The sequence below is a fragment of the Erwinia rhapontici genome (assembly GCF_012271765.1).
Lineage (GTDB): Bacteria > Pseudomonadota > Gammaproteobacteria > Enterobacterales > Enterobacteriaceae > Erwinia > Erwinia rhapontici.
In genome coordinates, this window is record NZ_VRKO01000016.1 from 878,401 (window position 1) to 903,139 (window position 24,739).

The window sequence follows — 24,739 nt, forward strand, 5'->3', positions numbered from 1 at the left end:
CGTACGATAAGTGGCTGATAAAAACAGGGAGAGACAGGGATGCGGGCAGGGATAATCGCCTTTGTGCTGATAATGTTGCTGGCGGGATGTCAGACTTCGCCACAGCCAGATGCACTGGTTGAAACACGGATTCAGTTGGGAATGGCCTGGTTGGCGCGCGGTAACAATGATGCTGCACGCAGGAATTTGCAGCGTGCAATCGCCATTGCACCAGGCGATTACCGTACCCAACTGGCGATGGCTCGCTACCAGCAGCAGACAGGCAACAACAGCATGGCGCAGCAACATTATCGTCACGCCCTGAAATTAGCAGCGCAAAACAGCTATGTGCTTAATAATTACGGTGCGTTTCTCTGCGGATTAGGGCAGTATGATGCGGCACAACGGCTGTTCAGCAGGGCAATGGATGATTCAGCAAATGGGCTTCGTGCCGACAGTGTTGAAAATTCCGGCTATTGTTTTTTGAATGCCGGCCAGCATGAAAAAGCGCGAGAAGCGCTGAAGGATGCGGTGAAAATCGATCCGACCAAAGGAATGCTAATGCTGGCAGAAGCCGAAAGGCGATTTGGAAAGGGGAGTCGTGCAGATTCACGGCTCCTGTTAGATGTTTATCAACACAACTTTCCTGTTTCGGCAGAAAGCCTGTGGTTAGAGATTCGCTTCGCCGCGCAGGTCAATCAGCCCGATGAAGTTCATTATTATGGGGCTCAACTTGCGCGAATTTTTCCACAATCGATACAGTACCAGCATTTCTTAGCTAATGAATACTGAAGCCACTCAAGACAAACCTAACGTAAATTCAACAGGCGAGCGCCTGCGTGGTGCCCGTGAACTCATGGGCCTGACTCAGCAGAATGTTGCTGAACGCCTCTGCCTGAAACTTTCCACTGTTCGTGATATTGAAGAGGACAAGTCGCCTGCCGACCTGGCATCGACCTTTTTGCGTGGCTATATCCGTTCTTACGCGCGTTTGGTTCGCGTGCCGGAAGAAGAGCTGCTACCGATGATGGCCAAGCAGGCCCCGGTCAGAGCCGCGAAAGTTGAACCGATGCAAAGTTTTTCCCTCGGTAAACGCCGCAAAAAACGCGACGGCTGGTTGATGATTTTCACCTGGCTGGTGTTGTTTGTGGTGGTGGGATTGACGGGAGCCTGGTGGTGGCAGAATCACAAAGCCGCTCAGGATGATCTGGTTTCAATGGCCGATCAAAACGCGTCGTCCGAAGGGGATAACAGTCAGTCGATCCCTTTGACCGACAGTAATGCCAACAGCGCCACTGATAGCAGTGGGCAAACGGCCATTCCACTGGATACCAGACCAGCAGCAGATTCTGCGAACACGGGCAGCACTCCAGCTGCCACGGCGCAGGTACCTGCGGCAAATACTCAGGCTGATAATTCTCAGCCTGCTGTGGTTTCACCAAGTCAGGCACCGGCTGAGGCCGGTGTCAGTGGGCAACTGCCTACCAGCAGCGCCGGCGTCAGCCAGCCTGCTGTTGACCCAAACGCCGTAGTGATGACTTTTTCCAGCGATTGCTGGCTGGAAGTAACCGATGCAGCAGGCAAGAAACTGTTCAGCGGTATTCAGCGTAGTGGTGGTAAACTCAGCCTTGCCGGCACCGCCCCCTATCGTTTGAAGATTGGTGCGCCGGCCGCAGTACAGATCGAATATCAGGGTAAACCTGTCGATCTGAGTCGTTTCATCCGTACTAACCAGGTTGCTCGCCTGACTATCGGTGCGCAATAACGCATCTTCCTCTGGTCGCGAGTGATTGTGGAGAAAGAATATGCATAACGAAGCACCCATTACCCGTCGCAAATCAAAGCGCATTTACGTCGGCAAGGTGCCCGTGGGTGACGGTGCACCTATTGCCGTCCAGTCCATGACCAATACCCGCACTACCGACGTTGCCGCTACGGTCGCTCAGATCAAAGCTCTGGAGCGCGTTGGTGTCGATATCGTGCGTGTGTCCGTACCAACGATGGATGCCGCAGAAGCTTTCCGTCTTATCAAACAGCAGGTAAATGTCCCGCTGGTCGCTGATATCCATTTTGACTACCGTATTGCCCTTAAAGTTGCCGAATATGGCGTGGACTGTCTGCGCATCAACCCCGGCAACATTGGTAATGAAGAGCGTATTCGCTCTGTGGTGGATTGCGCGCGTCATTACAATATTCCCATCCGCATTGGTGTTAACGGCGGATCGCTGGAAAAAGATTTGCAGGAAAAGTACGGTGAGCCCACTCCGCAGGCGCTGCTGGAATCCGCGATGCGTCATGTGGACATCCTCGATCGCCTCAACTTTGATATGTTCAAAGTCAGTGTGAAAGCCTCCGACGTGTTCCTGGCCGTTGAGTCCTATCGACTTCTGGCGAAGCAGATCGACCAGCCGCTGCATTTGGGCATCACCGAAGCGGGTGGTGCACGTGCGGGTGCCGTCAAATCGGCCATTGGCCTGGGGTTGCTACTGTCGGAAGGCATCGGCGATACGTTGCGTATCTCGCTGGCGGCCGACCCGATTGAAGAAGTAAAAGTCGGCTTCGATATCCTTAAGTCGCTGCGTATTCGCGCGCGCGGTATCAACTTTATCGCCTGCCCAACCTGTTCACGTCAGGAATTTGACGTGATCGGCACGGTGAATGCGTTAGAAGAGCGGCTGGAAGATATCATCACACCGATGGATATTTCGATTATCGGCTGTGTGGTGAACGGCCCGGGTGAAGCCACCGTTTCCACGATGGGCGTCACTGGCGGCAGCAAGAAAAGCGGTTTCTACGAAGATGGCGTGCGTCTGCGCGAGCGTCTGGATAACGACAATATGATCGATCAGTTGGAAGCCCGCATTCGTGCGAAAGCCACCATACTGGACGCATCGCGCCGGATTGATGTCCAGCAGGTCGAAAAATAAACTGCAAGGGGCGGCCTTTTATTTCGGTCGCCCCTTGCTGAATCAAATTGATGAGAGAAAACTAGTGGCGAAGAATATCCAGGCCATTCGCGGCATGAACGACTATTTACCTGCTGATACCGTGGTATGGCAGCGTATCGAACAGATCCTCAAGCAGGTGCTGGGCAGCTATGGATTCAGCGAAATTCGCCTGCCGATTGTAGAGCAGACCCCGTTATTCAAACGCGCTATCGGTGAAGTGACCGATGTGGTTGAAAAAGAGATGTACACCTTTGATGACCGCAACGGTGAAAGCCTGACGCTGCGTCCTGAAGGTACCGCGGGTTGTGTACGCGCGGGCATTGAACACGGTCTGCTGTACAATCAGGAACAGCGTCTGTGGTATATCGGCCCGATGTTCCGCTATGAGCGTCCACAAAAAGGGCGTTATCGTCAGTTCCATCAGATTGGTGCTGAAGTGTTTGGTCTGCAAGGCCCGGACATCGATGCGGAACTGATCATGATGACGGCCCGCTGGTGGAAAGCACTGGGTATCTCTGAGCATGTCAGCCTGGAGCTGAACTCCATCGGTTCACTGGAAGCCCGTGCCAATTACCGTGATGCGCTGGTGGCCTTCCTCGAACAGCATATTGACGTGCTGGATGAAGACTGCAAACGCCGCATGTATACTAACCCGCTGCGCGTGCTGGATAGCAAAAACCCGGATGTTCAGGCACTGCTGAATGATGCACCAACGCTCGGTGATTATTTGGATGACGAGTCCCGCGAGCATTTCGCCGGGCTGTGCAGCCTGCTCGATGCAGCCGGTATTGCTTATACCGTCAACCAGCGTCTGGTGCGTGGCCTCGACTATTACAACCGGACCGTGTTTGAATGGGTGACCAGCAGCCTCGGTTCACAGGGCACCGTCTGTGCCGGTGGACGTTATGATGGCCTGGTTGAACAGTTGGGTGGACGTGCAACCCCGGCGGTCGGTTTTGCGATGGGCCTGGAACGTCTGGTCCTGCTGGTGCAGGCGGTTAATCCAGAATTTGAACCGACGCGTATTGTTGATGTCTATGTTATCGCTTCGGGTCAGGGCGTACAGAGCGCGGCGATGCTGCTGGCAGAACAGCTGCGTGACGCGCTTCCGGAACTGAAGCTAATGACTAACTTTGGTGGCGGTAACTTCAAGAAGCAGTTTGCCCGTGCAGACAAGTGGGGCGCCCGCATTGCACTGGTACTCGGTGAAGATGAAGTGGCCAATGGCCAACTGGTGATTAAAGATTTGCGTAACGGCGAGCAACAAACGCTGGCACAAAGTGCTGCGGCAGCTACGCTGGCATCGATGTTACAGCGTTAAGCCTCTGCGGCGGCACGATTTAAAGGAGTAGGATTGCGTGGAAGTGTATAGCAACGAGAACGAACAGGTAGATGCGCTGAAGAACTTCTTTGCTCAGAATGGCAAAGCGTTAGTGGTTGGCGTTGTTCTGGGCGTCGGCGCATTACTGGGCTGGCGTTACTGGAGTAATCATCAGGACAGCGGATCGCGTGAAGTGTCCGCGTCTTATCAGCAGGTGACGTCGGCGCTGGACGCCACGAAACCCGCTTCGCTTGACGCAGTAGCTAAATTTGCCAGCGAAAACAGCAATACCTACGGTGCACTGGCTTCTCTGGATTTGGCAAAACGCTATATTGACAACAATCAGTTGGATAAAGCGGTAGACCAGTTGCAGAGCGGCCTCAAGAGCACCAAAGATGCTAACTTGCAGTCGGTTCTGAACCTGCGCCTTGCACGCATCCAGTTACAGCAGAAGCAGCCTGACGCCGTGTTGAAAACACTGGAAAGCGTTAAAGGTGACGGCTGGGCAGCTATCGTGGCTGATGTACGCGGTGAAGCGTTACTCAGCAAAGGCGATGTCAAAGGCGCACGCGATGCGTGGAGCAAAGGAATCGCTTCTGATGCGTCTTCGACGCTGAAAGAGATGCTGCAAATGAAAGTGAATAATCTGCCGGGCTAAATAGCTCCTTGTACATTTGGCCTTACAGGCACAAGAGGGATTTCATGGAATTGCGTAAGTTACTTCTGCCGGGACTGATGTCAGTCACCTTGCTCAGCGGATGTTCATGGTTCAGCGGTGAAGAAGATGTTGTCAAAATGTCACCGTTGCCGACAGTGCAGAATCAGTTCGAACCAGAAAAAGTCTGGAGCACCTCAGTGGGCAATGGCGTAGGTGATTTCTACTCCAACCTGCACCCGGCCTGGTCTGAGAATACCGTCTATGCCGCTGACCGCCACGGTGTGGTCAAAGCGCTGAATTCAGGCGATGGCAAAGAACAGTGGAAAGTCGACCTGGCAGAAAAAACCGGTTGGTTATCCAGCAATATTCCCGCGCTGCTTTCCGGTGGCCTGACCGTTGATGCGGGTCATGTCTATGTCGGTAGTGAGCGTGGTCAGGTTTATGCGCTGAACACCAGCGATGGCTCTATCGCCTGGCAGACTAAAGCGGCCGGTGAAGTGTTGTCCCGTCCGGTTGTCAGCGATGGCCTGGTGCTGGTTCATACCAGCAACGGCATGCTGCAAGGTCTGGATCAGACCAGCGGTAACATCAAGTGGACCGTTAACCTCGACGTGCCAGCCCTGAGTCTGCGCGGTGAGTCTGCACCTGCGACGGCCTTTGGTGCTGCCATTGTTGGTGGTGATAACGGCCGCGTCAGCGCGGTGATTATGAACCAGGGCCAGATTATCTGGCAGCAACGTATCTCCCAGCCAAGTGGTGCGACGGAAATCGATCGCCTGGCCGACGTAGACACAACGCCGGTTATCGTTAACGGTGTCGTGTATGCCTTAGCCTATAACGGTAATTTGACCGCGCTGGACCTGCGTTCAGGCCAGATTCTGTGGAAACGCGAAATCGGTTCCGTTCACGACATGATCGTCGACGGTGGCCGCATCTTCCTGGTAGACCAGGATGACCGTGTGATTGCACTGAATACCGACGGTGGCGTGAGCCTGTGGCGCCAGAGCGATCTGCTGCACCGTAACCTGACATCACCCGTTCTGTATAATGGCTATCTGGTCGTCGGTGACAGCGAAGGTTATCTGCACTGGATCAATACTGACGATGGCCGTTTTGTTGCTCAACAGAAACTGGACAGCTCCGGTTTCCAGACCGAACCGGTTGTTGCCAGCGACAAGCTGCTTATTCAGTCTAAAGACGGTGAGGTTTACGCGATTACGCGTTAATTCCTCAGCAAGTCTGTGCCCCACAGAATTCAGCCTGCCGCGACTGCAGCGGGCTGAAAGTTGAAGGGTAAGCGGCTCCTGATTGTTCAGGGGCCGTTTTGTTTTATCCAAGGCGTGTTATTCTAGGCGCCATCGGCCTGAGTACAGCGGCAGTTTATCTGCCGGAACAGCGAATAATATCGCAGCCAGGCGCTTATTTTTTAGTTATGAGGCTTCACTATGGTACCTGTGGTCGCGCTTGTCGGGCGTCCCAATGTGGGAAAATCCACCCTGTTTAACCGTTTAACGCGTACACGAGATGCGCTGGTGGCGGATTTTCCAGGGCTGACTCGAGATCGCAAATATGGTCGCGCCGAAATAGAAGGGCGTGAGTTTATTTGTATCGATACCGGTGGTATCGACGGCAACGAAGAGGGCGTGGAAACACGCATGGCGGAACAGTCGCTGTTGGCGATTGAAGAAGCCGATGTTGTGCTGTTTATGGTCGATGCGCGTGCCGGGCTGATGCCTGCTGACACCGCTATTGCCAAGCACCTGCGTTCGCGCGATAAGCCAACCTTTATCGTTGCCAACAAAACCGATGGCCTGGATGCCGACTCTGCCGTGGTCGATTTCTGGTCACTCGGTCTGGGCGAAATCCATCCGATTGCTGCTTCCCACGGGCGTGGTGTCACCAGCCTGCTGGAACTGGTATTGCTGCCATGGATGGATGTTGTTGCGCCAGAACGTGAGCTGACGGAAGAAGAAGAAAACGAAGCCTACTGGGCGGAGTTTGCGGCAAAAGAAGCCAAAGCCAACGGCGAAATGCCGGAAGACGAAGAAGATGATTTCAACCCGCTGGATCTGCCGATCAAGCTGGCGATTGTCGGTCGTCCGAACGTAGGTAAGTCAACGCTCACTAACCGTATTCTCGGTGAAGAGCGCGTGGTGGTTTACGACATGCCGGGTACCACGCGTGACAGTATTTATATCCCGATGGAGCGTGACGGGCGTGAATATGTCCTGATCGATACGGCCGGGGTGCGTAAACGCGGAAAAATCACTGAAACCGTTGAAAAGTTCTCGGTGATCAAAACCCTGAAAGCGATTGAAGATGCCAACGTTGTTCTGCTGGTCATTGATGCGCACGAAGGCATTTCCGATCAGGACCTCTCACTGCTGGGCTTTATCCTCAATAGTGGGCGCTCACTGGTGATTGTGGTCAACAAGTGGGATGGTCTGTCACAGGAAATCCGTGATGAAGTGAAAGAGCAACTGGACTACCGTCTGGGCTTTATCGACTTCGCCCGTATTCACTTTATCTCTGCTCTGCACGGCAGTGGCGTGGGTAACCTGTTTGAATCGGTGACCGAAGCTTACGACTGTTCAACACGTCGTGTTAACACCTCCATGTTGACGCGTATTATGAACATGGCTGCCGATGACCATCAGCCGCCGCTGGTGCGTAGCCGCCGCGTGAAGCTGAAATATGCCCACGCCGGGGGATATAACCCACCGATTGTGGTCATCCACGGAAACCAGGTGAAAGACCTGCCGGACTCCTACAAACGTTATCTGATGAACTACTTCCGTCGTTCACTGGAAATCATGGGTACGCCAATCCGTATTCAGTTCAAAGAGGGTGAGAACCCTTATGAAGGCAAACGTAACCTGCTGACGCCAAATCAGCAGCGTAAGCGCCAGCGCTTAATGAGCCATCTGAAAAAGAACAAACGTTGATCCACAAGGGGGCCTGATGGCCCCCTTTGTTTTATGCTGAAAAGCAAAGACGATGGAGAAACCCGATGGACAGACTTTGCCCGCATTGCCAGCACCCCCTCACGACCACGGACAGCGGTGTTTTCTGCCCGCACTGCCAGCATCATTTCGTTGCCTGTTGCCCTGATTGCCATCTTCCTCTGACTGTCCTGAAAGCCTGTGGCGCAGTGGACTACTTCTGTGAGCATGGGCACGGCTTGATGTCCAAAAAACACCTGCTATTACTCCCCGTTGATAATCCATAAACCCCGGAAATAATCACGATAATCATTTTGTGCGATTTCCCGTCTATAGTTATCGAAGATAGACGGGTTGTTAATTTTCTGTTTATCAGATTATGAACCTGGTGGTACAATCCTGCCGCTTGCTACCGGTGCTCAGCCACGCCAGCCGTGAGGTCAGAGCATCAGCGGTGAAAGCAGGACGGGATCGCTTCCGTGTAACATGTTAATAAAAATAAGGTATTCATAAAAAGCTGCCTTATTTTCTCCAGGAGTATTTCTGCTATGCCTCAAATAAATGCCGGGTCATCTAAATGGCTGGGCCTGTGGTGTTTCTTGCTGGGATTAATTTTACTGGCAACAGGCCTTTACTTTGTCATTGGTGGGGGAAAATTAGTTTCACTCGGTGGGAGCTGGTATTTCGTGATTGCCGGTATTGTCACCGTGCTGTCCGCCATCCAGTTCTTCCGTCGCCGGGCTTCCGCAGTGGTGATTTTTGCTCTGGTGTTTATTGGTTCCGCCATCTGGGCTGTGCTGGATGCCGGTATCGACTTCTGGCCGCTGGTTTCCCGCCTGATGTTCCTGGCAGGTATGCTGCTGCTAGCGTTGATCACCTGGCCGTCTCTGCGCAAACATGAAGGCAAACCTGCCTGCGCGAAAGGGGCTTATGGCCTTGGCGTGGTGACCGTGGTTGGCCTGCTGGCAACCCTTTATGGCATGTTCCAGCCGCATCCGACCGTCGCAAATGGTCAGGAGCTGCCGCTGGTGCCCGTTGATAAGTCAACGGAGCAGAAAAACTGGGATAACTACGGTAACACCGCAGGCGGTAGCCGCTTTGTGGCTCTGGACCAGATCACCCGCGATAACGTGAAAGATCTGAAACCTGTCTGGACCTACCACACCGGTGATATCCCGGAAAGCCCGACCGGCAGCGGCGCTGAAGATCAGCAAACACCATTGCAGATTGGTGATCGCGTATTCCTCTGTACTCCGCATAACAACGTGATTGCTCTGGATGCTGATACCGGTAAGCAGCTCTGGAAAACCGAGATTAACGCACAGTCTCAGGTCTGGAACCGCTGCCGTGGCCTGGCCTATTTCGATGTCAGCAAACCGCTGGAACAGCCTACCGTTCCTAACTCAACGCCTGTCACACCTGTGACGCTGGCTGCGGGCGATACCTGTCAGCGCCGTATTCTGATGAACACCATCGATGCGCGTCTGGTCGCGATCAACGCCGACAATGGTGAAATGTGCCAGAACTTCGGTGACAAAGGTTTTGTTGACCTGAAAGCCGGCCTGGGCGATGCCAGCGATCCGAAATATCAGTTAACCTCAGCGCCAACTCTGGCCGGTACGACTGTTGTCGTCGGTGGCCGTGTGGCGGATAACGTGCAGACTGATATGCCTGGCGGCGTACTGCGCGGCTTTGATGTGATCACCGGTGAAATGCGTTGGGCCTTTGACCCGGGCAACCAGGATCCAAATGCGAAACTGGAAGAGGGTAAAACCTTCGTTCGCAGCACGCCGAACTCCTGGGCACCGATGTCCTATGACGCGGGCATGAACACCGTGTTCCTGCCGATGGGAAGCTCGTCTGTTGACCTGTGGGGTGCGAACCGTAACGCGCTGGATCATAAATACGGTGCTTCGATTCTGGCACTGGATGCGACCACCGGTAAAGAGAAGTGGGTTTATCAGACCGTGCATAACGATCTGTGGGACTTCGATATTCCGATGCAACCAAGCCTGATCGACTTCCCACAGAAAGATGGCAGCACGAAGCCAGCGGTGGTGTTTGGTACGAAAGCGGGCCAGATCTTTGTGCTGGACCGTCTGACGGGGCAGCCTCTGACGGAAGTGAAGGAAGTGCCGGTTAAACCAGGTAACATCCCGAACGAGCAGTACACCCCAACGCAGCCGAAATCCGTAGGTATGCCGGAGATTGGTGCGGGTACGCTGAAAGAGTCTGACATGTGGGGCGCGACGCCATTTGATCAGCTGGCTTGCCGTATTGGTTTCAAATCCATGCGTTACGATGGCCTGTACACTGTACCGGGGACTGACCTCTCTCTTAGCTTCCCGGGATCGCTGGGTGGCATGAATTGGGGCAGCCTGTCGACCGATCCGAATAACCACTACATCTTCGCCAATGACATGCGTCTGGGCCTGTGGGTGCAGATGGTGCCGGTGAAAGCCGATGCGAAAGCCAGCGATGGCGGTGAAGCGGTTAACACTGGTATGGGGGCCGTTCCGCTGAAAGGCACGCCGTATGCCGTGAACAAAAACCGCTTTATGTCGCCAATGGGTATCCCTTGCCAGAAGCCACCATTTGGTACGCTTTCGGCTATCGACCTGAAAACACAGAAAGTGGTATGGCAGGTTCCGGTTGGCACCGTGCAGGACACCGGTCCGCTAGGCGTGAAAATGCATGCACCGATGCCGGTAGGTATGCCGACACTGGGCGGTACGCTGGCAACACAGGGCGGCCTGGTGTTTATCGCAGGAACGCAGGATTACTACCTGCGTGCATTCGATACCTCAACCGGTAAAGAAGTATGGAAAGCCCGTCTGCCAGTGGGCAGCCAGGGTGGCCCGATGAGCTACAAATCACCGAAAACCGGTAAGCAGTACATCATCATCTCTGCGGGCGGTGCGCGTCAGTCCCCCGATCGTGGTGACTATGTGATCGCTTACGCACTGGACAAATAAGGCGCAGCGACTCACTCGCTAACCTGATGTCAAAAAAGCCCCTTCATCGCTGAAGGGGCTTTTTTTGTCGGTCACTTTGTGGAGTTAACACTATCCGTCCTGGATGAGGGGGTAAAATCATGCAATTATCGGATCTTTTGAGCCAGGGCGGGAAACACTAAGCGCGCTGTTATAATTGAGTCATAACGTTTATCCCCTCTGATAATGAATAAAAGGAGAGATTAATGGAAAAGATAGAAAACCTGATAATAACACTGAAACAGTGCATTCCAGCATTGGATACCGCGCCATTACAGAGCGAAAAACCACTTAATGATGAGCAGTTTACGCTCTTAGAGTGGCTGTATAAGCACCTTAGCGCGCAAAACCTCATGGTCTATGAGGAATGGAAAGAATACACCGGTGATATTCCCGCATTAAAAACGCTGTCTGATTTATCTATGCCTGAAGCACCCGCGGACTTTATTTTTTCAGCTATCGAGAAAATAGATTGGTCAACAGCCAGTATTGATCCCTATGAGATAGCCTATTTCGTGCCGTGGCTCGAGCATATTAATTTTTATTTAAAGCCGCACGCATTAAGGTTAATCACCCTGCTGCCATTTGAAAATGCCTATATTTTCTGTGTGCGGGATGATGAAGTCTTACTGCAAAAACTGGAGGCAAGCCTGCAAGCTTTTGACATGGGCATCCATGACCGGCAGCCAATGGATCAACAACAGGTATTAGCGGACATCGAACAGCTGATTTCTCAATAACGACCGGCAACAGACATTTGCCGGGGTGAAATGAGTCAGTCGGTCTCAACGGCCGCCAGACTCATTTGCGTGACAAAGACTCGCTGCGTTTACGCGCTTTCTTCAGCGGCGTAATAGCGGTGACTTCACTCTCCACCCAACCGTCATCCAGGCGGGTTTTCAGCACGTCACCAGGGTGTAGCTGTTGCGTCTTTTTCACGACCTGGCCGTCTGCCGCTGTGGTGACACTGAAACCACGTGCCAGCGTGGCCAGCGGGCTGACCCCTTCCAACTGGGCCGCAAGATTGCCGAAGCGCTGTTTATTGGCGTTGAGCTGCTGCTGCATGGCCTGTTGCAGGCGGTGATGCCACTGCTGGAGCTGCTGTCCGGCGCGCTGGACGCGCATTTCCGGGCGAATGGCACTCAGACGCTGCCCCACGCGCTCCTGCTGGCGTACTGCCTGGCGAAGCCTGAGCTGCATGGCATCATCCAGTCGGCGCTGTAGCTTCATCAGCGCCGTCTGCTGGCGTGCCAGACGCAGTTGCGGGTGCTGTTGTTGCAGACGATGTTGAATGCGGGTGAAAGTCCGCTGCTGCTGCGCGAGGTAATAATCCATCGCCATTTCCAGCCGCTGCTGTTGTGACTGGAGCTGGCGCAGCAGTTCGATCTGATTACGACTGACCAGCTCCGCTGCCGCAGAAGGCGTGGGCGCGCGCAGGTCGGCCACAAAGTCGGCGATGGTCACATCGGTTTCATGCCCGACGGCGCTGACAATCGGAATGCGGCTGGCATAAATTGCCCGCGCCACACGCTCATCGTTAAAACTCCAGAGGTCTTCCAGCGAGCCGCCGCCGCGTCCCACAATCAATACATCGCACTCATTGCGCGCATTGGCCAGCTCAATGGCCCGTACGATGCCTGAGGGCGCTTCTGCGCCCTGTACCTGGGTCGGGTAGATAACCACGGGCAGTGACGGGTCGCGTCGCTGTAGCACGCGTAGCACGTCGTGTAGCGCGGCACCGCTGGCAGAGGTGATCACCCCAACCTGGCGTGCCGGGTCCGGCAGTGCCTGTTTATGGCTCTGCTCAAACAGTCCTTCTGACATCAGCCGCTGCTTCAGTTGCTCGAACTGTTGCTGCAACAGGCCATCTCCGGCGGGTTGCATACTTTCGGCAATCAACTGGTAGTCGCCGCGTGGCTCATACAGCGTAATGGTGGCGCGCACCAAAACCTGCTGGCCATTTTGCGGACGGAAGATGACACGGCGGTTGCTGTTGCGGAACATCGCACAGCGAACCTGGGCGCCATCATCCTTCAACGTGAAGTACCAGTGACCGGAAGAGGGCTGGGAGAAATTTGAGATCTCCGCGCTCAACCAGACCTGGCCCATTTCCATCTCCAGTAGCTTGCGCACTGTCGTATTGAGACGGCTGACGGTAAAAATATTGGCGGTTGGAGGTAGCGACATGTGATGAAGATCAAACTTTAAATCAGAGGGTTAATTAACCGATACTACATGGCTCAGTCAGGGGATCAAGAGTTTTTCGTAAATAATGCTGGAGGCAATCGATTACGCCCTGTATAATGCCGCGGCAATATTTTACAAGTTCTCATTCACCCTGAGGTTGAGATATTGCCATGCTAAGAATCGCTAAAGAAGCCCTGACATTTGACGACGTTTTGCTCGTTCCTGCACATTCAACTGTACTGCCAAACACGGCTGACCTCAGCACCCAACTTACCAAAACCATCCGTTTAAACATTCCTATGTTGTCCGCTGCTATGGATACCGTGACCGAAGCGGGTCTGGCTATTGCACTAGCACAGGAAGGTGGTCTGGGCTTTATTCACAAAAACATGTCCATTGAGCGCCAGGCTGAAGAAGTGCGCAAAGTGAAGAAACACGAAAGTGGCGTGGTTACTGACCCGCAGACCGTGTTGCCCACCACTGCCCTGAGCGAAGTAAAAATTCTGACCGAACGTAACGGCTTTGCCGGTTACCCGGTGGTGAACGGCGAAAACGAACTGGTGGGGATCATCACCGGCCGTGACGTCCGCTTCGTGACGGATTTGAGCCTGCCTGTTTCTGCCGTGATGACGCCGAAAGAACGTCTCGTGACGGTGAAAGAAGGCGAAGCGCGTGAAGTTGTGCTGCATAAAATGCACGAAAAACGCGTTGAGAAAGCGCTGGTTGTGGATGACAGCTTCCACCTGCTGGGCATGATCACCGTAAAAGACTTCCAGAAAGCCGAACGTAAACCTAACGCCTGTAAAGACGAGCACGGCCGCCTGCGCGTAGGCGCTGCTGTGGGTGCCGGTGCCGGTAACGAAGAGCGTGTGGATGCGCTGGTCGCGGCCGGTGTTGACGTGCTGCTGATCGACTCCTCACACGGCCATTCTGAAGGCGTACTGCAACGTATCCGTGATACCCGTGCAAAATATCCTGACCTGCAAATCGTGGGCGGTAACGTCGCGACAGGCGCTGGTGCACTGGCGCTGGCTGAAGCAGGCGTGAGCGCGGTGAAAGTCGGTATCGGCCCTGGCTCAATTTGTACCACCCGTATCGTAACGGGCGTAGGTGTGCCGCAGATTACCGCTGTTTCTGACGCGGTAGAAGCGCTGGAAGGCACCGGGATCCCGGTTATCGCCGATGGCGGTATCCGCTTCTCCGGTGATATCGCCAAAGCGATTGCCGCGGGCGCTGCTGCCGTGATGGTCGGTTCCATGCTGGCCGGGACCGATGAATCTCCGGGCGAAATCGAACTCTACCAGGGCCGTTCATTCAAATCCTATCGCGGTATGGGCTCCCTGGGCGCGATGTCGAAAGGTTCGTCTGACCGTTACTTCCAGACCGACAATGCCGCTGACAAACTGGTGCCGGAAGGTATCGAAGGCCGCGTAGCCTACAAAGGCTACCTGAAAGCGATCGTACACCAGCAAATGGGTGGCCTGCGCTCCTGTATGGGCCTGACCGGCTGTGCTACCATCGACGACCTGCGCACCAAGGCTGAATTTGTGCGTATCAGCGGTGCGGGTATTCAGGAAAGCCACGTTCATGACGTGACCATCACCAAAGAGTCGCCGAACTACCGCATGGGTTCCTGATAACCCTGTACTGCACGCCCGGCTTCACTGCCGGGCGTTTTACTCGTAATCCCGAATTTGTACTACATCGCCTGGAATAGCCCAATGACGACGGAAAATATTCATAAACATCGCATCCTGATCCTCGATTTCGGTTCGCAGTATACGCAACTGGTTGCCCGCCGCGTGCGTGAACTGGGTGTCTACTGTGAACTGTGGGCGTGGGACGTGACCGAAGAGCAGATTCGTGGTTTTAACCCGAACGGCATCATCCTCTCCGGCGGCCCTGAAAGCACCACTGAAAACGACAGCCCTCGCGCACCTGACTATGTGTTTAACGCAGGCGTTCCGGTTCTGGGCGTGTGCTACGGCATGCAGACGATGGCGATGCAGCTGGGCGGCAAAGTTGAAGGCTCCAGCGAGCGTGAATTTGGTTATGCTCAGGTTGAAGTACAGACCAACAGCGCGCTGATCCGTGACATCGAAGATGCGATCAGCCCAGCCGGTAAGCCGCTGCTGGACGTGTGGATGAGCCACGGCGACAAAGTGACGGCGATCCCGTCTGACTTCGTGACCGTTGCCAGCACCGACTCCTGTCCGTTTGCCATTATGGCCAACGAAGAGAAGCGCTTCTACGGCGTACAGTTCCACCCGGAAGTGACACACACCCGTCAGGGTCTGCGTCTGCTGGAGCGTTTCGTGCTGGATATCTGCCAGTGTGAAGCCCTGTGGACCCCGGCTAAAATCATTGAAGATGCCGTTGAACGTCTGCGTGTGCAGGTCGGCAACGATAAAGTGATTCTCGGCCTGTCCGGCGGCGTTGACTCCTCTGTGACCGCAATGCTGCTGCACCGTGCGATTGGCGACCGTCTGACCTGCGTCTTTGTCGACAACGGCCTGCTGCGCCTGAACGAAGCAGAGCAGGTGATGGAGATGTTTGGTGACCATTTCGGTCTGAACATCATTCATGTGGAAGGCGAAAAACGCTTCCTCGACGCACTGGCAGGCACAGATGAGCCGGAAGCCAAGCGTAAAATCATCGGCCGCGTCTTCGTTGAAGTCTTCGATGAACAAGCTCTGAAGCTGGAAGACGTGAAGTGGCTGGCCCAGGGAACTATCTACCCTGATGTGATTGAATCAGCCGCTTCTGCTACTGGCAAAGCGCACGTGATCAAATCGCACCACAACGTGGGTGGTCTGCCGAAAGAAATGAAGATGGGCCTGGTTGAACCACTGCGTGAGCTGTTTAAAGACGAAGTGCGTAAAATCGGCCTGGAACTGGGCCTGCCGCACGCAATGCTGTTCCGTCACCCGTTCCCGGGCCCGGGCCTGGGTGTGCGCGTACTGGGTGAAGTGAAGAAAGAGTACTGTGACCTGCTGCGTCGTGCCGATGCGATCTTCATTGAAGAGCTGCATAAAGCCGAGCTGTACAACAAAGTCAGCCAGGCCTTTACCGTCTTCCTGCCCGTCCGTTCTGTCGGCGTGATGGGCGATGGCCGTAAGTACGACTGGGTGGTTTCCCTGCGTGCTGTCGAGACCATCGACTTTATGACCGCACACTGGGCGCATCTGCCGTATGATTTCCTCGGCCGCGTATCCAACCGCATCATCAACGAAGTCGACGGGATTTCCCGTGTGGTTTACGATATTTCAGGTAAACCACCGGCGACGATTGAGTGGGAATGATTTTTCTCCCTCTCGTTATCACTAACAGATAACTGAATGAACGAAGCCCGCATTCGCGGGCTTTTTTATTGGATTCCGGCAGCATTTTCCGTCACCTCAATACATCCACTTCTCCACGATAGCATCGCCCAGATGCTCACGCAGCAGCTCCTCATTGTCCTCCTCACCGTGAACGGCCAGCAGGCACATAAACATCAGCACGTCGAGGTACTGGCCCACGTCGCTGAAGATTTGCGTCAGCATCGGCGAGCTGTCGTGATCGAAATACCACACCTCGCCGGTCTCAACATGAAAGCACCACATATTGCCGTTGCCCAGATAGTCACCGAAGACGACCAGTTGCCTGACCAGCGCCCAAAGCGCGTCGGCATCGGGTGCATCTTCCAGAATGTCACTGATGCCGGGGTAGGCGTTATGCAGTGGTTCAATGCTGGCGTATTTGGCAGGTGTCACGCTACACAGCGTTTCGGCCAGGTCCAGCGTGCCAATCTGCTCATGATACGTGCGCAGTAACGGAGGGAGGGTGCAGCCCAGGCGCTGTTCAAGTGCGACCACATCTTCTGGTTTAACAGGCGTCAGCGGAGACGGATTATCCCACTGGTCGAGCCAGGCCAGTGCGCAGACACGCCACCAGTCCAGCCGGGCGTTATCATCGGCAAATTCTGGCCAGGCCAGAGGGGGAAGGTCGCTGGCCGGGGCTGGCGAGTGGGTGTCTGAATTCATAGCTGACGTTGCCTCAGGATAATTAATAAGTGCTGCTGTCGATGGTGAAACGATAGTTGATATCGACCTTAGACGTAATATCGGCGCGTTCAGTTTTCGTTAAAACGAACTCAAAAGCGGGTTCGTAGTCCTCACCTCTGAGCACTTCACCGCCGAGGATTTCAACATTATACAGGCCATTCTCAAGCGCGATCTGTGGCCGTCCCGGCTGGCGATAGCGTTCCTGCAGTGAGTGGATATCGGCATCGGTGAAGTTTTGCAGAATCCGCCATGTGAAGAGCAGGAGCTGCTGGTTTTCAATCCGCAGGAAGTAGCCGCCGCGCCGATGCTGTAAACGGCTCTCCGGCTTAAGCAGCTCCGGCATCTCATTCGAAAGGTTGAAAATAATCGTGTACGGGTAATTTTCAATGCCCGCTAAAGGGATGACGATGCCGTTCTGCACAGCCCTGTCACCGCTGTCATTGCTGGCAAATTCCGAGGCCAGATCGTCACTGAGTAGGTTGTCGTCCTTGAATTTTTTCAGCAGACGAAGGTCGCCAATCAAAAAGTAATCAATCAGGTCGTTAAGGACTTCAACGAATTCATAGCGCATCAATCAGCTGCTCCGTTATTTTTACCCTTGTTAAACTCAACGCCCCACATTGAAACGCCCTGGATCATCTGCAGTATGGCGCAGGTATGAATACTCAGGGAAACGGCATTTGAGTATTTACTGGCATAATTTTCACTGATCGGCTGGAAATAAAGTCGGCCTAACGTGTTCAGTATCGCCCTGTTCTTTTTCATTGCCTGATAGAGTTCCGCGGACTCCTTCAGTGAAAAGTGCTCGGTAACGCCCTCGACGATCAGGTCATCCAGCACCGTTGCACTTGCCTGAAACTGAGGTTGCAGCCTTTCCAGCTCAGCGCGGAAAGGGGCGATTTCGCGCTGCATGGTTAATAACAGCTCTGCATTTTGTTCCGGGTTGATGCGTGATTTCAGTTCGGATACCAGATGGCAAAAATAGATATCGTTCTTCAGATCGCTTTCAAGAAGACGGTTGGGATCGGCCAGATATTTTTGTTGTGAAACCGCTCTGAAATCGGCATCACCTGAGTGGCTGTCCAGGGCGTTCAGGTGGTCTTCAATGTGAATAAACGCTGCCAGTCTCCATGTCAAATTTTCTGCGGTTTGCCAGGCTAACTGCCCGCGAAATGCCCAAAAAACCATTTCGGAACTTTCATGCAGCAGATGGCGTAAATAACGCGGCGTGTGGTTCTTGAGATCAAAGCGATCGAACTGATGCACGACGTTGGTCAGCGTTTCCCCTGCCAGCCTGCTGAGCTGCGAAATGTCGTCTTTGTGGCGATCGCGGATCTGTTTTAACGCTTTACGATAGGGGGCGTGCTGTTCAGAGAGATAGGAACGGTAATCATTATGCGCGGCTATCCGGGAATGCTGATTCTGTTGCTTTGCATAACGCATACTGACCATCGAGACAACCAATGCCGCAAACGCCACACAGTCAGATACGGTGATATTCATTCTGTCCTCCCTGTGAATGCCAATTATCTTAGCGCAGTGAAAATGTGTGTAAACCCCGACGGGATGATACGCCCCGGCGCTGTGCAACCCCGGGCAATCAGGTATGCTGATAAATCCACTCCTGTCAGGAATCCCCGCTATGTTCTCACTGAAAGCCCTGAGCCTGATTTTGCTCTGTATTACGCTGTTGTCGCTGGGAGCAAGCCTGGCACAGGCCACGCGCCATAATGATGCGGGTGCACAGGGCTGGGCGACGGCGCGGAGTGATTCTTCCGGGCAGGCACCCGATCCTCAGCGTTTTGCCAACATGGCGATTGTGCAGGTCTATGCGGCCCCCACCTACGGCTGGAAAGGGGCAGTGGCAGTGCATCCGTGGATTATTTTTAAACGTGCAGGGGAAACCCGCTACAGCCGGTATGAAGTCATCAGTTGGGGAAGCGACGATAAAGTGCGGCGTAACCGCAATCTTCCGGATGCGTACTGGTATGGCTCGCGTCCTCGCTTGCTGGTGGATCATCGCGGAGCAGAAGCTGAAGCGATGATCCCTGGGATCGTGGCGGCGATTGGTTCTTATCCCTGGCCGCAAACCTATCACGCCTGGCCGGGACCCAACAGCAACACTTTTCTCGCCCATATTGGCCGTGAAGTCCCGGCATTGAAACTGAATCTCCCCGCGAATGCGATTGGCAAAGATTATCGTTCGCTGCTGAATCCGATCGGGTTGCCGCCTTCCGGGCGTGGATTACAGGTGTCGGTGTTGGGTGTGGCAGCGGTCACACTGGGCGCAGAAGAAGGATTTGAGATCAACGTACTGGGGCTGAACCTCGGACTGGGTTTCTCACCGCTACAGCTCCGCCTGCCTTTTATCGGCGGGCTGGGTGACGATAATTTGCAAAAAGAAAATTCGGGGATCTGAGTCGGTTATTTTCCTGTTCGCAGACGGCGCGATTTGCGAACAGATACGCAAATATTTTTCCCTGCCTGCAACCCGAAGCAATAGTTCCCGACATGCTTCGCAGTCAGTTACCACACCACTGGTACTTTCCCTTTATCGGAGACATTATCTCATCATTCCATTAAGGTTGTCAGTTGACAACCGGTATATGGCGATAGATACTGGAGGGGAAATATGGCGCGTCGTACTCATGCTATCAAGGAAATCGAAATAGTCCTCAAACATGCCGAGCAGCAAGGCTGGCGGGTGGTCTGTGGTGGCAGTCATGCCTGGGGGAAAATATATTGTCCCTGGAATAGCGCACAGTGCCGTTGCGGAGAGTTCTGCATCAGTTGTGTATGGAGTACGCCAAAAAATGCAGTGAATCACGCCAGGCAGCTTAAGCGCGTTGTGGATCACTGCACGATGAGCCAACGATTTGAACGCAATGGAAGGAATAAGACGCCATGGAATACACCTTTACACTAAAATATCAGTTAGTTGGCCAGACAGAAGAAGACGGCGATGCACTCGTTGAACGGCTGGCTGAGGCGGGTTGTGATGATGCCCTGATTGGCCTGGGCATCCCAGGGCGTATCGCGCTGGAGTTTATCCGTGAAGCATCGTCAGCGCAGCAGGCGATGGAGAGCGCACTGGAGCAGGTCCGGAGCGTACTGCCGGATGCCCGACTGTTTGAAGTTTCACCGGATTACGTAGGCCTGACGGATGTCGCTGATCTGATAGGTGTTACCCGGCAAAATATGCGCAAGCTGATGCTGGCGCATTATCATACCTTTCCGGCACCGATCCATGAAGGCACTGCGACGATCTGGCACCTTGCCGAGGTGCTGACATGGCTGGAAAAACGCGGCGGTTACCGCGTTCCTGAGAATGTTCAGGAAGCGGCTGCCGCTGCGCTAAACCTCAATCTCAGCAAAGAGATTCAGCGGCATCGCTCTCAGCCAGATATTCTCTGACCATTTCATCAAATGAGGCATTGGCCTGGAAACCCAGGCGGTTGGCATAGTGGGCATGGAAATCACCGGGCCAGGAGTTAACGATCTTAACGATAGCCGGGTCGGGCTGATGGCTGATTCGTGATAAGACTCCATCACCGCTGATACGCCTGAGTGAAGCCAGCATCTCTTCTACCGTCACCGACAGGCCGCACAGATTAATGACGCGGCCCTGATCCAAATCTTCACCGTTCAGTTCGTGCCCAAGGAGCAGCGCCTGTACAGCCCGGGCTGGAGACATTAACCACAGACGCGTGGCCAGGCTGACCGGGCAGTTCGCACGCTCTCCGTTGATGGGTTCGCGAATAATACCGCTGGCAAAGCTGGAGGCGGCTGCATTCGGCTTACCCGGGCGTACAACGATAGTGGGCATACGCAGGCTGCGCCCATCGAGGAAGCCCTTACGGCTGTAGTCGGACAGCAACAGGTCGTTCATGGCTTTCTGAGTGCCATAGGAACTTTGCGGCATCCAGACCTGGTCGTCAGGGACTTTCTCGGGGAGCTTGCCGCCGAACACCGCCACCGAACTGGTGGTGACCAGGCGTACGCACTGTGGCAATGCACGCAGTCGCTCCATAACCTGACGGGCAGCGTCAACGTTGATTTTCATCCCCAGATCGAAATCCTGTTCGGCCTGACCTGAAACGATCGCCGCCAGATGAAAAACACTGTCTGTTTGCGCATCAATCAGCGTTTCCAGCTCGGTACGGTTGCTGATATCCCCACAGCGGACGATCAGGCGTCGGTCATCAATGCCACTGAGGGGCGCAATATCAATGGCCGTAATCTGTTTAATCGGCTGTGGCTGTCCGTTTGCATCGTGCAGTGAACCTTTTGCCAGCAGTGCCTGAACCAGTTTTTTTCCCAGGAATCCGGCAGCGCCGGTAACAACGATATTCATAATATGCCTCATTGAGGTTAGCGGTTGACGATGCGACCAGGGATCAAAAAGATAGCCGCAGCGCCCACGAACAGGGTGCAGGAGATGATCATCATGCCGGTCAGGGTGGAGTGCGTGAGGTCGGTCAGTATTCCCATCAGATAAGGCGCAACAAAGCCGGCAAGGTTACCGAAGGAGTTAATCAGTGCGATACCTACGGCTGCCATCGTGCCTCCCAGGAAGGCTGTCGGCAGGCTCCAGAACAGTGGCAGAGTACTCAGTCCACCTGCCGCCCCCAGTGTCAGGCCGAACATGGCGATCCACAGGTTGTCGCTGTAGAGAGCGGAAATCACCATGCCCACGCCGCTGATAACGGCAATGACGGCGAGGTGCCAGCGGCGTTCGCGGTGACGGTCTGCGCTGCGCGAAGCCACGATCATGGTGACAATCGCCGCGGCATAAGGGATGGTCGTCAGCAGGCCCACGGTGAAGACATCCTCGACCCCGGCATTGCGTACCAGCGTCGGCAGCCAAAAGCTGACGGTATAAAAACCGGCAATCAGGCAGAAGTAGATAAACGTCAGCAACCACAGCTTGCCGTTACGCAATACACTACCCAGTGTCGCCTGCGCACCAGGGGAATCTTGCACTGCATCTTCTTTCAGGCGGATATTCAGCAGGGTCTTTTCTTCCGCACTCAGCCAGTTTGCATTTTCAATGCGGTCGGGGAGTAAAAAGAACACCAGTATGCCGATCAGCAGAGAAGGGGTTCCCTGAATGATAAACAGCCACTTCCAGCCTGCCATCCCGTGGGCATTATGGAAATAGTCCATAATCCAGCCGGATAGTGGCCCGCCAATCAGTCCTGACAAGGGAACCGCTGCTGCAAACAGGGCAAACATTTTCCCACGCCGATAGGAGGGGAACCACAGCGAAAGATAAAGGATGACCCCGGGGTAAAAACCGGATTCCGTCAGGCCAAGCAGGAAACGCACGGCGTAAAACTGAAAAGGTGTCGACACCAGCGCGGTAAGCGGTGCAATCACTGCCCAGGAGGCGAGCAGTGCGGCCAGCAGACGGCGGGCACCAAAGCGGTGCAGCGCCATATTGCTTGGCACCTGAAAAAAGAAGAAGCCGATAAAGAAGATCCCAGCACCGAGACCGTAAACCGTTTCGGAAAAGGCGAGATCGCTGGACATTTGAAGTTTGGCAATGCCGACGTTGATTCTGTCGAGATAGGCGAAAATATAACTGACAGTCAAAATCGGCAGGATACGCCAGACGGCGCGTTTCCAGGCATTTTCTTCCAAATCGCTGACCGCAGAGGGTGGCGGGAGAGCCGATATCGATGAATTCATTGGGTTTCCTTTGTCGGATAGAGTAGGAGATGTGCTTTATTCAGGCAATAGTCATCCTGTTCCCGGTGCACAGGGCTAGCCTGTGACCCGGAAAGGTGAATTGACGAGAATGTTTGTTATTTTTTGTTAGATTAGGCGGTGGGGGGGAAATTTTCTGCGCAATGAATCACATAATTAACCATTAATTATCATTTTATAACAAAATACGTAATATCTTATTCATCAGTGCAACAGGAACAGCGTCGCCAGACCGAGGAAGATAAAGAAGCCGCCGGTATCTGTCAGCGCGGTGATCAGCACGCTGGAACCGACCGCCGGATCGCGTTTCATTTTGATCATCAGTAGCGGGATCAGGACGCCCATCAGAGCGGCCAGCAGCAGGTTAAGCAACATCGCCAGCATCATCACACCACCCAGCGCCGGGTTGCCGTACATCGCCCAGGTTACCCCTCCCATAATGCCGCCCCAGAACAGGCCGTTAATCAGCGCCACGCCAAGCTCACGGCCAATAAGAAACGTAAAGTTCCCCGGTTCCACCTGGTGAAGCGCCAGTGCGCGCACAATCATGGTGATGGTCTGATTACCGGTGTTGCCACCAATCCCGGCGACAATCGGCATGAGTGCGGCCAGTGCCACCAGTTGTGAAATTGTGTGCTCAAACAGGCCAATAACGCGTGACGCGATAAACGCTGTGCACAGATTGATCGCCAGCCAGGCCCAGCGAGTGCGGACTGATTTTCTTACCGGCGCGAAGACATCTTCCTCCGGGTTCACCCCCCCCATTTTACGAATGTTACTGTCGTTCTCATCGTTGACCAGGTCGATCACATCCTCAATGGTCACGCGCCCCATCAGCTTGCCTTTGGCATCAATAACGGCAGCAGAAATCAGGTTATAACGTTCGAAGGAACCGGCCGCATCTTCGGCTTTATCATCGATCAAAAAAGTGGTCGGGCGATCGTTCATCACCTCATGCACCCTTTTGTCCGGCGTATTCAGCAGAATTTCCGTCAACGGCAGTTCGCCAAGCAGGCGATTATTTTTATCGGTGATAAACAGTTTATCGGTGCCATCGGGAATGGACTTTTTCCGGCGCAGGAAACGTTGCACGGTAGCCAGAGTGACATCGGCCCGCACGGTGACCAGCTTGAAGTCCATAATGCGACCAACGCGGTCGCGGTCGAAATGCATCACGTCCAGTACGCGTGAACGCAATTCCGGATCAAGGGAGGTCAGCAGCCGGCCAGTTAAGTCGCGCGACAGATATTTAGCAAGGTAGGCCTGTTCATCAATGTCCAGCGGTGCGATAGCGCGCAGCAGGTCGCGGTCACTCATCTCCTCAATCAGGCTTTCCCAGACGTTTTCTGACGCCTCTACCAGCACCTGACCACGGCGGTCATTGCCAATCAGTCGCCACAGTGCCAGGCGTTCATCTTCCGGCAGCGCTTCCAGCAGGTCAGCAATGTCGGCAGCATGCAGCAGGGGAAGGGTGCGTTTAATCTCATCAACCTGCTCACGATGCGCTTCGGCTTCGGCGGGAGATTCACGCAGTGGGCGTTCATGTAACGTGTCAACAAGATCGCTATCATTCAGCAGGAGATTAAGGATACGGCTACGAATTTCGGCCAGCTGCTGAACATGAGAAGGTGCTACAGACATACAACATCCTTTTGTCTGGCTAACGAAGAAGACGAAATGAGGTTATAGTCTAGCGGATTTCAGACATAACTAATCTGCAAAAGCTCCGAAAAGCGTCTGCTTATCATCGCCACCGGGTTGTGGCTACTTATCGTTTACGACGGTTGTGGGGATCGCAGGAGCGTTCTTTTTCTGCTGGTGATGTTCGATAGCACCGGGAACGACATAGATCAGTCGTCCTAATAGAATGATAAAGCTGACCAGCAAAATGACCCGGGTCATGCGTCCGGTTTTCTGACGTTTTCTGAATGACATAGCGCTATTCACGCAAAATTT

The 24,739-nt window shown here is 54.1% G+C and carries 22 protein-coding genes; 14 read left to right on the plus strand and 8 right to left on the minus strand.

From position 1 onward, the window contains the following. Positions 1–39 precede the first annotated feature (39 nt). The 10 genes from pilW (at position 40) to FVB43_RS21185 (ending at position 11,581) form a co-directional block, all read left to right on the plus strand. Positions 40–771 carry a type IV pilus biogenesis/stability protein PilW gene (pilW, locus tag FVB43_RS21140; RefSeq protein WP_133845865.1) on the plus strand — a complete coding sequence of 244 codons (732 nt, stop codon included), beginning with the start codon at positions 40–42 and terminating at the stop codon, positions 769–771. Then, on the plus strand, positions 761–1,744 hold the full coding sequence (rodZ, locus tag FVB43_RS21145) for a cytoskeleton protein RodZ (RefSeq protein ID WP_167864709.1): 984 nt from the start codon (positions 761–763) through the stop codon (positions 1,742–1,744). The genes pilW and rodZ overlap by 11 nt, the downstream gene beginning before the upstream one ends. A 40-nt stretch (positions 1,745–1,784) precedes the next feature. Then, positions 1,785–2,906 carry a flavodoxin-dependent (E)-4-hydroxy-3-methylbut-2-enyl-diphosphate synthase gene (gene ispG, locus FVB43_RS21150; protein WP_133845867.1) on the plus strand — a complete coding sequence of 374 codons (1,122 nt, stop codon included), beginning with the start codon at positions 1,785–1,787 and terminating at the stop codon, positions 2,904–2,906. Positions 2,907–2,970: 64 nt separating this feature from the next. After that, positions 2,971–4,248 (plus strand): histidine--tRNA ligase, encoded by a 1,278-nt coding sequence (gene hisS, locus FVB43_RS21155; protein ID WP_133845868.1) that lies wholly within the window; start codon positions 2,971–2,973, stop codon positions 4,246–4,248. Between the two features lie 37 nt (positions 4,249–4,285). Continuing rightward, positions 4,286–4,906 (plus strand): YfgM family protein, encoded by a 621-nt coding sequence (locus tag FVB43_RS21160; protein WP_133845869.1) that lies wholly within the window; start codon positions 4,286–4,288, stop codon positions 4,904–4,906. 44 nt (positions 4,907–4,950) lie between these two features. Next, complete coding sequence (bamB, locus tag FVB43_RS21165) at positions 4,951–6,132, plus strand: outer membrane protein assembly factor BamB (protein WP_133845870.1); 1,182 nt, start codon at positions 4,951–4,953, stop codon at positions 6,130–6,132. 219 nt (positions 6,133–6,351) lie between these two features. Further along, a complete protein-coding gene (der, locus tag FVB43_RS21170) occupies positions 6,352–7,851 on the plus strand; it encodes a ribosome biogenesis GTPase Der (protein ID WP_133845871.1) in 1,500 nt (499 codons plus the stop codon). 65 nt (positions 7,852–7,916) lie between these two features. Beyond that, positions 7,917–8,135 (plus strand): zinc ribbon domain-containing protein, encoded by a 219-nt coding sequence (locus FVB43_RS21175; RefSeq protein WP_133845872.1) that lies wholly within the window; start codon positions 7,917–7,919, stop codon positions 8,133–8,135. 261 nt (positions 8,136–8,396) lie between these two features. Next, positions 8,397–10,823 carry a glucose/quinate/shikimate family membrane-bound PQQ-dependent dehydrogenase gene (locus tag FVB43_RS21180; RefSeq protein ID WP_167864710.1) on the plus strand — a complete coding sequence of 809 codons (2,427 nt, stop codon included), beginning with the start codon at positions 8,397–8,399 and terminating at the stop codon, positions 10,821–10,823. Between the two features lie 224 nt (positions 10,824–11,047). Continuing rightward, entirely contained in the window at positions 11,048–11,581 is a 534-nt protein-coding gene (locus FVB43_RS21185) for a hypothetical protein (RefSeq protein ID WP_167864711.1), read from the plus strand. A 61-nt stretch (positions 11,582–11,642) separates the two neighbouring features. Here FVB43_RS21185 and xseA read toward each other — a convergent pair whose 3' ends face one another. Next, positions 11,643–13,028, minus strand: coding sequence for an exodeoxyribonuclease VII large subunit (xseA, locus tag FVB43_RS21190; protein ID WP_167864712.1), 1,386 nt, complete (start codon positions 13,026–13,028; stop codon positions 11,643–11,645). A gap of 170 nt (positions 13,029–13,198) precedes the next feature. On the opposite strand from xseA, the gene guaB reads away from it, so the two are divergent. Together guaB and guaA are read left to right on the plus strand one after the other, a co-directional pair. Next, on the plus strand, positions 13,199–14,665 hold the full coding sequence (gene guaB, locus FVB43_RS21195; RefSeq protein WP_133845876.1) for an IMP dehydrogenase: 1,467 nt from the start codon (positions 13,199–13,201) through the stop codon (positions 14,663–14,665). Between the two features lie 84 nt (positions 14,666–14,749). Then, positions 14,750–16,330: a glutamine-hydrolyzing GMP synthase gene (gene guaA, locus FVB43_RS21200; protein WP_167864713.1), complete on the plus strand. Its 1,581-nt coding sequence runs from the start codon at positions 14,750–14,752 to the stop codon at positions 16,328–16,330. 96 nt (positions 16,331–16,426) lie between these two features. Here the strand turns inward: guaA and FVB43_RS21205 are convergent, their stop codons facing one another. From FVB43_RS21205 to FVB43_RS21215, 3 genes are read right to left on the minus strand one after another with little or no spacing between them, the layout of a single operon-like run. Then, the gene (locus tag FVB43_RS21205) at positions 16,427–17,053 is read right to left on the minus strand and encodes an SMI1/KNR4 family protein (RefSeq protein ID WP_167864714.1); all 627 of its coding nucleotides are present in this window, start codon (positions 17,051–17,053) and stop codon (positions 16,427–16,429) included. A 22-nt stretch (positions 17,054–17,075) separates the two neighbouring features. Beyond that, positions 17,076–17,645 carry a hypothetical protein gene (locus FVB43_RS21210; RefSeq protein ID WP_167864715.1) on the minus strand — a complete coding sequence of 190 codons (570 nt, stop codon included), beginning with the start codon at positions 17,643–17,645 and terminating at the stop codon, positions 17,076–17,078. Beyond that, positions 17,645–18,577, minus strand: coding sequence for a hypothetical protein (locus FVB43_RS21215; protein WP_167864716.1), 933 nt, complete (start codon positions 18,575–18,577; stop codon positions 17,645–17,647). The genes FVB43_RS21210 and FVB43_RS21215 overlap by 1 nt, the downstream gene beginning before the upstream one ends. Positions 18,578–18,716: 139 nt before the next feature. Between FVB43_RS21215 and FVB43_RS21220 the strand changes: the two genes are divergently transcribed. Beyond that, positions 18,717–19,493 carry a DUF3750 domain-containing protein gene (locus FVB43_RS21220; protein WP_167864717.1) on the plus strand — a complete coding sequence of 259 codons (777 nt, stop codon included), beginning with the start codon at positions 18,717–18,719 and terminating at the stop codon, positions 19,491–19,493. Between the two features lie 485 nt (positions 19,494–19,978). Next, the gene (locus FVB43_RS21230; RefSeq protein ID WP_159338048.1) at positions 19,979–20,488 is read left to right on the plus strand and encodes a helix-turn-helix transcriptional regulator; all 510 of its coding nucleotides are present in this window, start codon (positions 19,979–19,981) and stop codon (positions 20,486–20,488) included. Here FVB43_RS21230 and denD read toward each other — a convergent pair. The 4 genes from denD to FVB43_RS21250 form a co-directional block, all read right to left on the minus strand. Next, on the minus strand, positions 20,442–21,428 hold the full coding sequence (denD, locus tag FVB43_RS21235; protein WP_167864718.1) for a D-erythronate dehydrogenase: 987 nt from the start codon (positions 21,426–21,428) through the stop codon (positions 20,442–20,444). The two genes, FVB43_RS21230 and denD, sit on opposite strands and share 47 nt — an antisense overlap. Positions 21,429–21,445: 17 nt before the next feature. Beyond that, positions 21,446–22,765 (minus strand): MFS transporter, encoded by a 1,320-nt coding sequence (locus FVB43_RS21240; RefSeq protein ID WP_133845887.1) that lies wholly within the window; start codon positions 22,763–22,765, stop codon positions 21,446–21,448. A 222-nt stretch (positions 22,766–22,987) separates the two neighbouring features. Continuing rightward, positions 22,988–24,424, minus strand: coding sequence for a magnesium transporter (mgtE, locus tag FVB43_RS21245; RefSeq protein ID WP_133845888.1), 1,437 nt, complete (start codon positions 24,422–24,424; stop codon positions 22,988–22,990). Positions 24,425–24,547: 123 nt separating this feature from the next. Continuing rightward, positions 24,548–24,730 (minus strand): YfgG family protein, encoded by a 183-nt coding sequence (locus FVB43_RS21250; RefSeq protein WP_133845889.1) that lies wholly within the window; start codon positions 24,728–24,730, stop codon positions 24,548–24,550. Between the last annotated feature and the right edge of the window lie 9 nt (positions 24,731–24,739).

Bases quoted from the DNA above. Each gene is read 5' to 3' on its own strand.
- pilW (WP_133845865.1), top strand. From the start codon at position 40: ATGCGGGCAGGGATAATCGCCTTTGTGCTGATAATGTTGCTGGCGGGA.
- rodZ (WP_167864709.1), top strand. From the start codon at position 761: ATGAATACTGAAGCCACTCAAGACAAACCTAACGTAAATTCAACAGGC.
- ispG (WP_133845867.1), top strand. From the start codon at position 1,785: ATGCATAACGAAGCACCCATTACCCGTCGCAAATCAAAGCGCATTTAC.
- bamB (WP_133845870.1), top strand. From the start codon at position 4,951: ATGGAATTGCGTAAGTTACTTCTGCCGGGACTGATGTCAGTCACCTTG.
- der (WP_133845871.1), top strand. From the start codon at position 6,352: ATGGTACCTGTGGTCGCGCTTGTCGGGCGTCCCAATGTGGGAAAATCC.
- FVB43_RS21175 (WP_133845872.1), top strand. From the start codon at position 7,917: ATGGACAGACTTTGCCCGCATTGCCAGCACCCCCTCACGACCACGGAC.
- FVB43_RS21180 (WP_167864710.1), top strand. From the start codon at position 8,397: ATGCCTCAAATAAATGCCGGGTCATCTAAATGGCTGGGCCTGTGGTGT.
- FVB43_RS21185 (WP_167864711.1), top strand. From the start codon at position 11,048: ATGGAAAAGATAGAAAACCTGATAATAACACTGAAACAGTGCATTCCA.
- xseA (WP_167864712.1), bottom strand. From the start codon at position 13,028: ATGTCGCTACCTCCAACCGCCAATATTTTTACCGTCAGCCGTCTCAAT.
- guaB (WP_133845876.1), top strand. From the start codon at position 13,199: ATGCTAAGAATCGCTAAAGAAGCCCTGACATTTGACGACGTTTTGCTC.
- guaA (WP_167864713.1), top strand. From the start codon at position 14,750: ATGACGACGGAAAATATTCATAAACATCGCATCCTGATCCTCGATTTC.
- FVB43_RS21205 (WP_167864714.1), bottom strand. From the start codon at position 17,053: ATGAATTCAGACACCCACTCGCCAGCCCCGGCCAGCGACCTTCCCCCT.
- FVB43_RS21210 (WP_167864715.1), bottom strand. From the start codon at position 17,645: ATGCGCTATGAATTCGTTGAAGTCCTTAACGACCTGATTGATTACTTT.
- FVB43_RS21215 (WP_167864716.1), bottom strand. From the start codon at position 18,577: ATGAATATCACCGTATCTGACTGTGTGGCGTTTGCGGCATTGGTTGTC.
- FVB43_RS21220 (WP_167864717.1), top strand. From the start codon at position 18,717: ATGTTCTCACTGAAAGCCCTGAGCCTGATTTTGCTCTGTATTACGCTG.
- FVB43_RS21230 (WP_159338048.1), top strand. From the start codon at position 19,979: ATGGAATACACCTTTACACTAAAATATCAGTTAGTTGGCCAGACAGAA.
- denD (WP_167864718.1), bottom strand. From the start codon at position 21,428: ATGAATATCGTTGTTACCGGCGCTGCCGGATTCCTGGGAAAAAAACTG.
- FVB43_RS21240 (WP_133845887.1), bottom strand. From the start codon at position 22,765: ATGAATTCATCGATATCGGCTCTCCCGCCACCCTCTGCGGTCAGCGAT.
- mgtE (WP_133845888.1), bottom strand. From the start codon at position 24,424: ATGTCTGTAGCACCTTCTCATGTTCAGCAGCTGGCCGAAATTCGTAGC.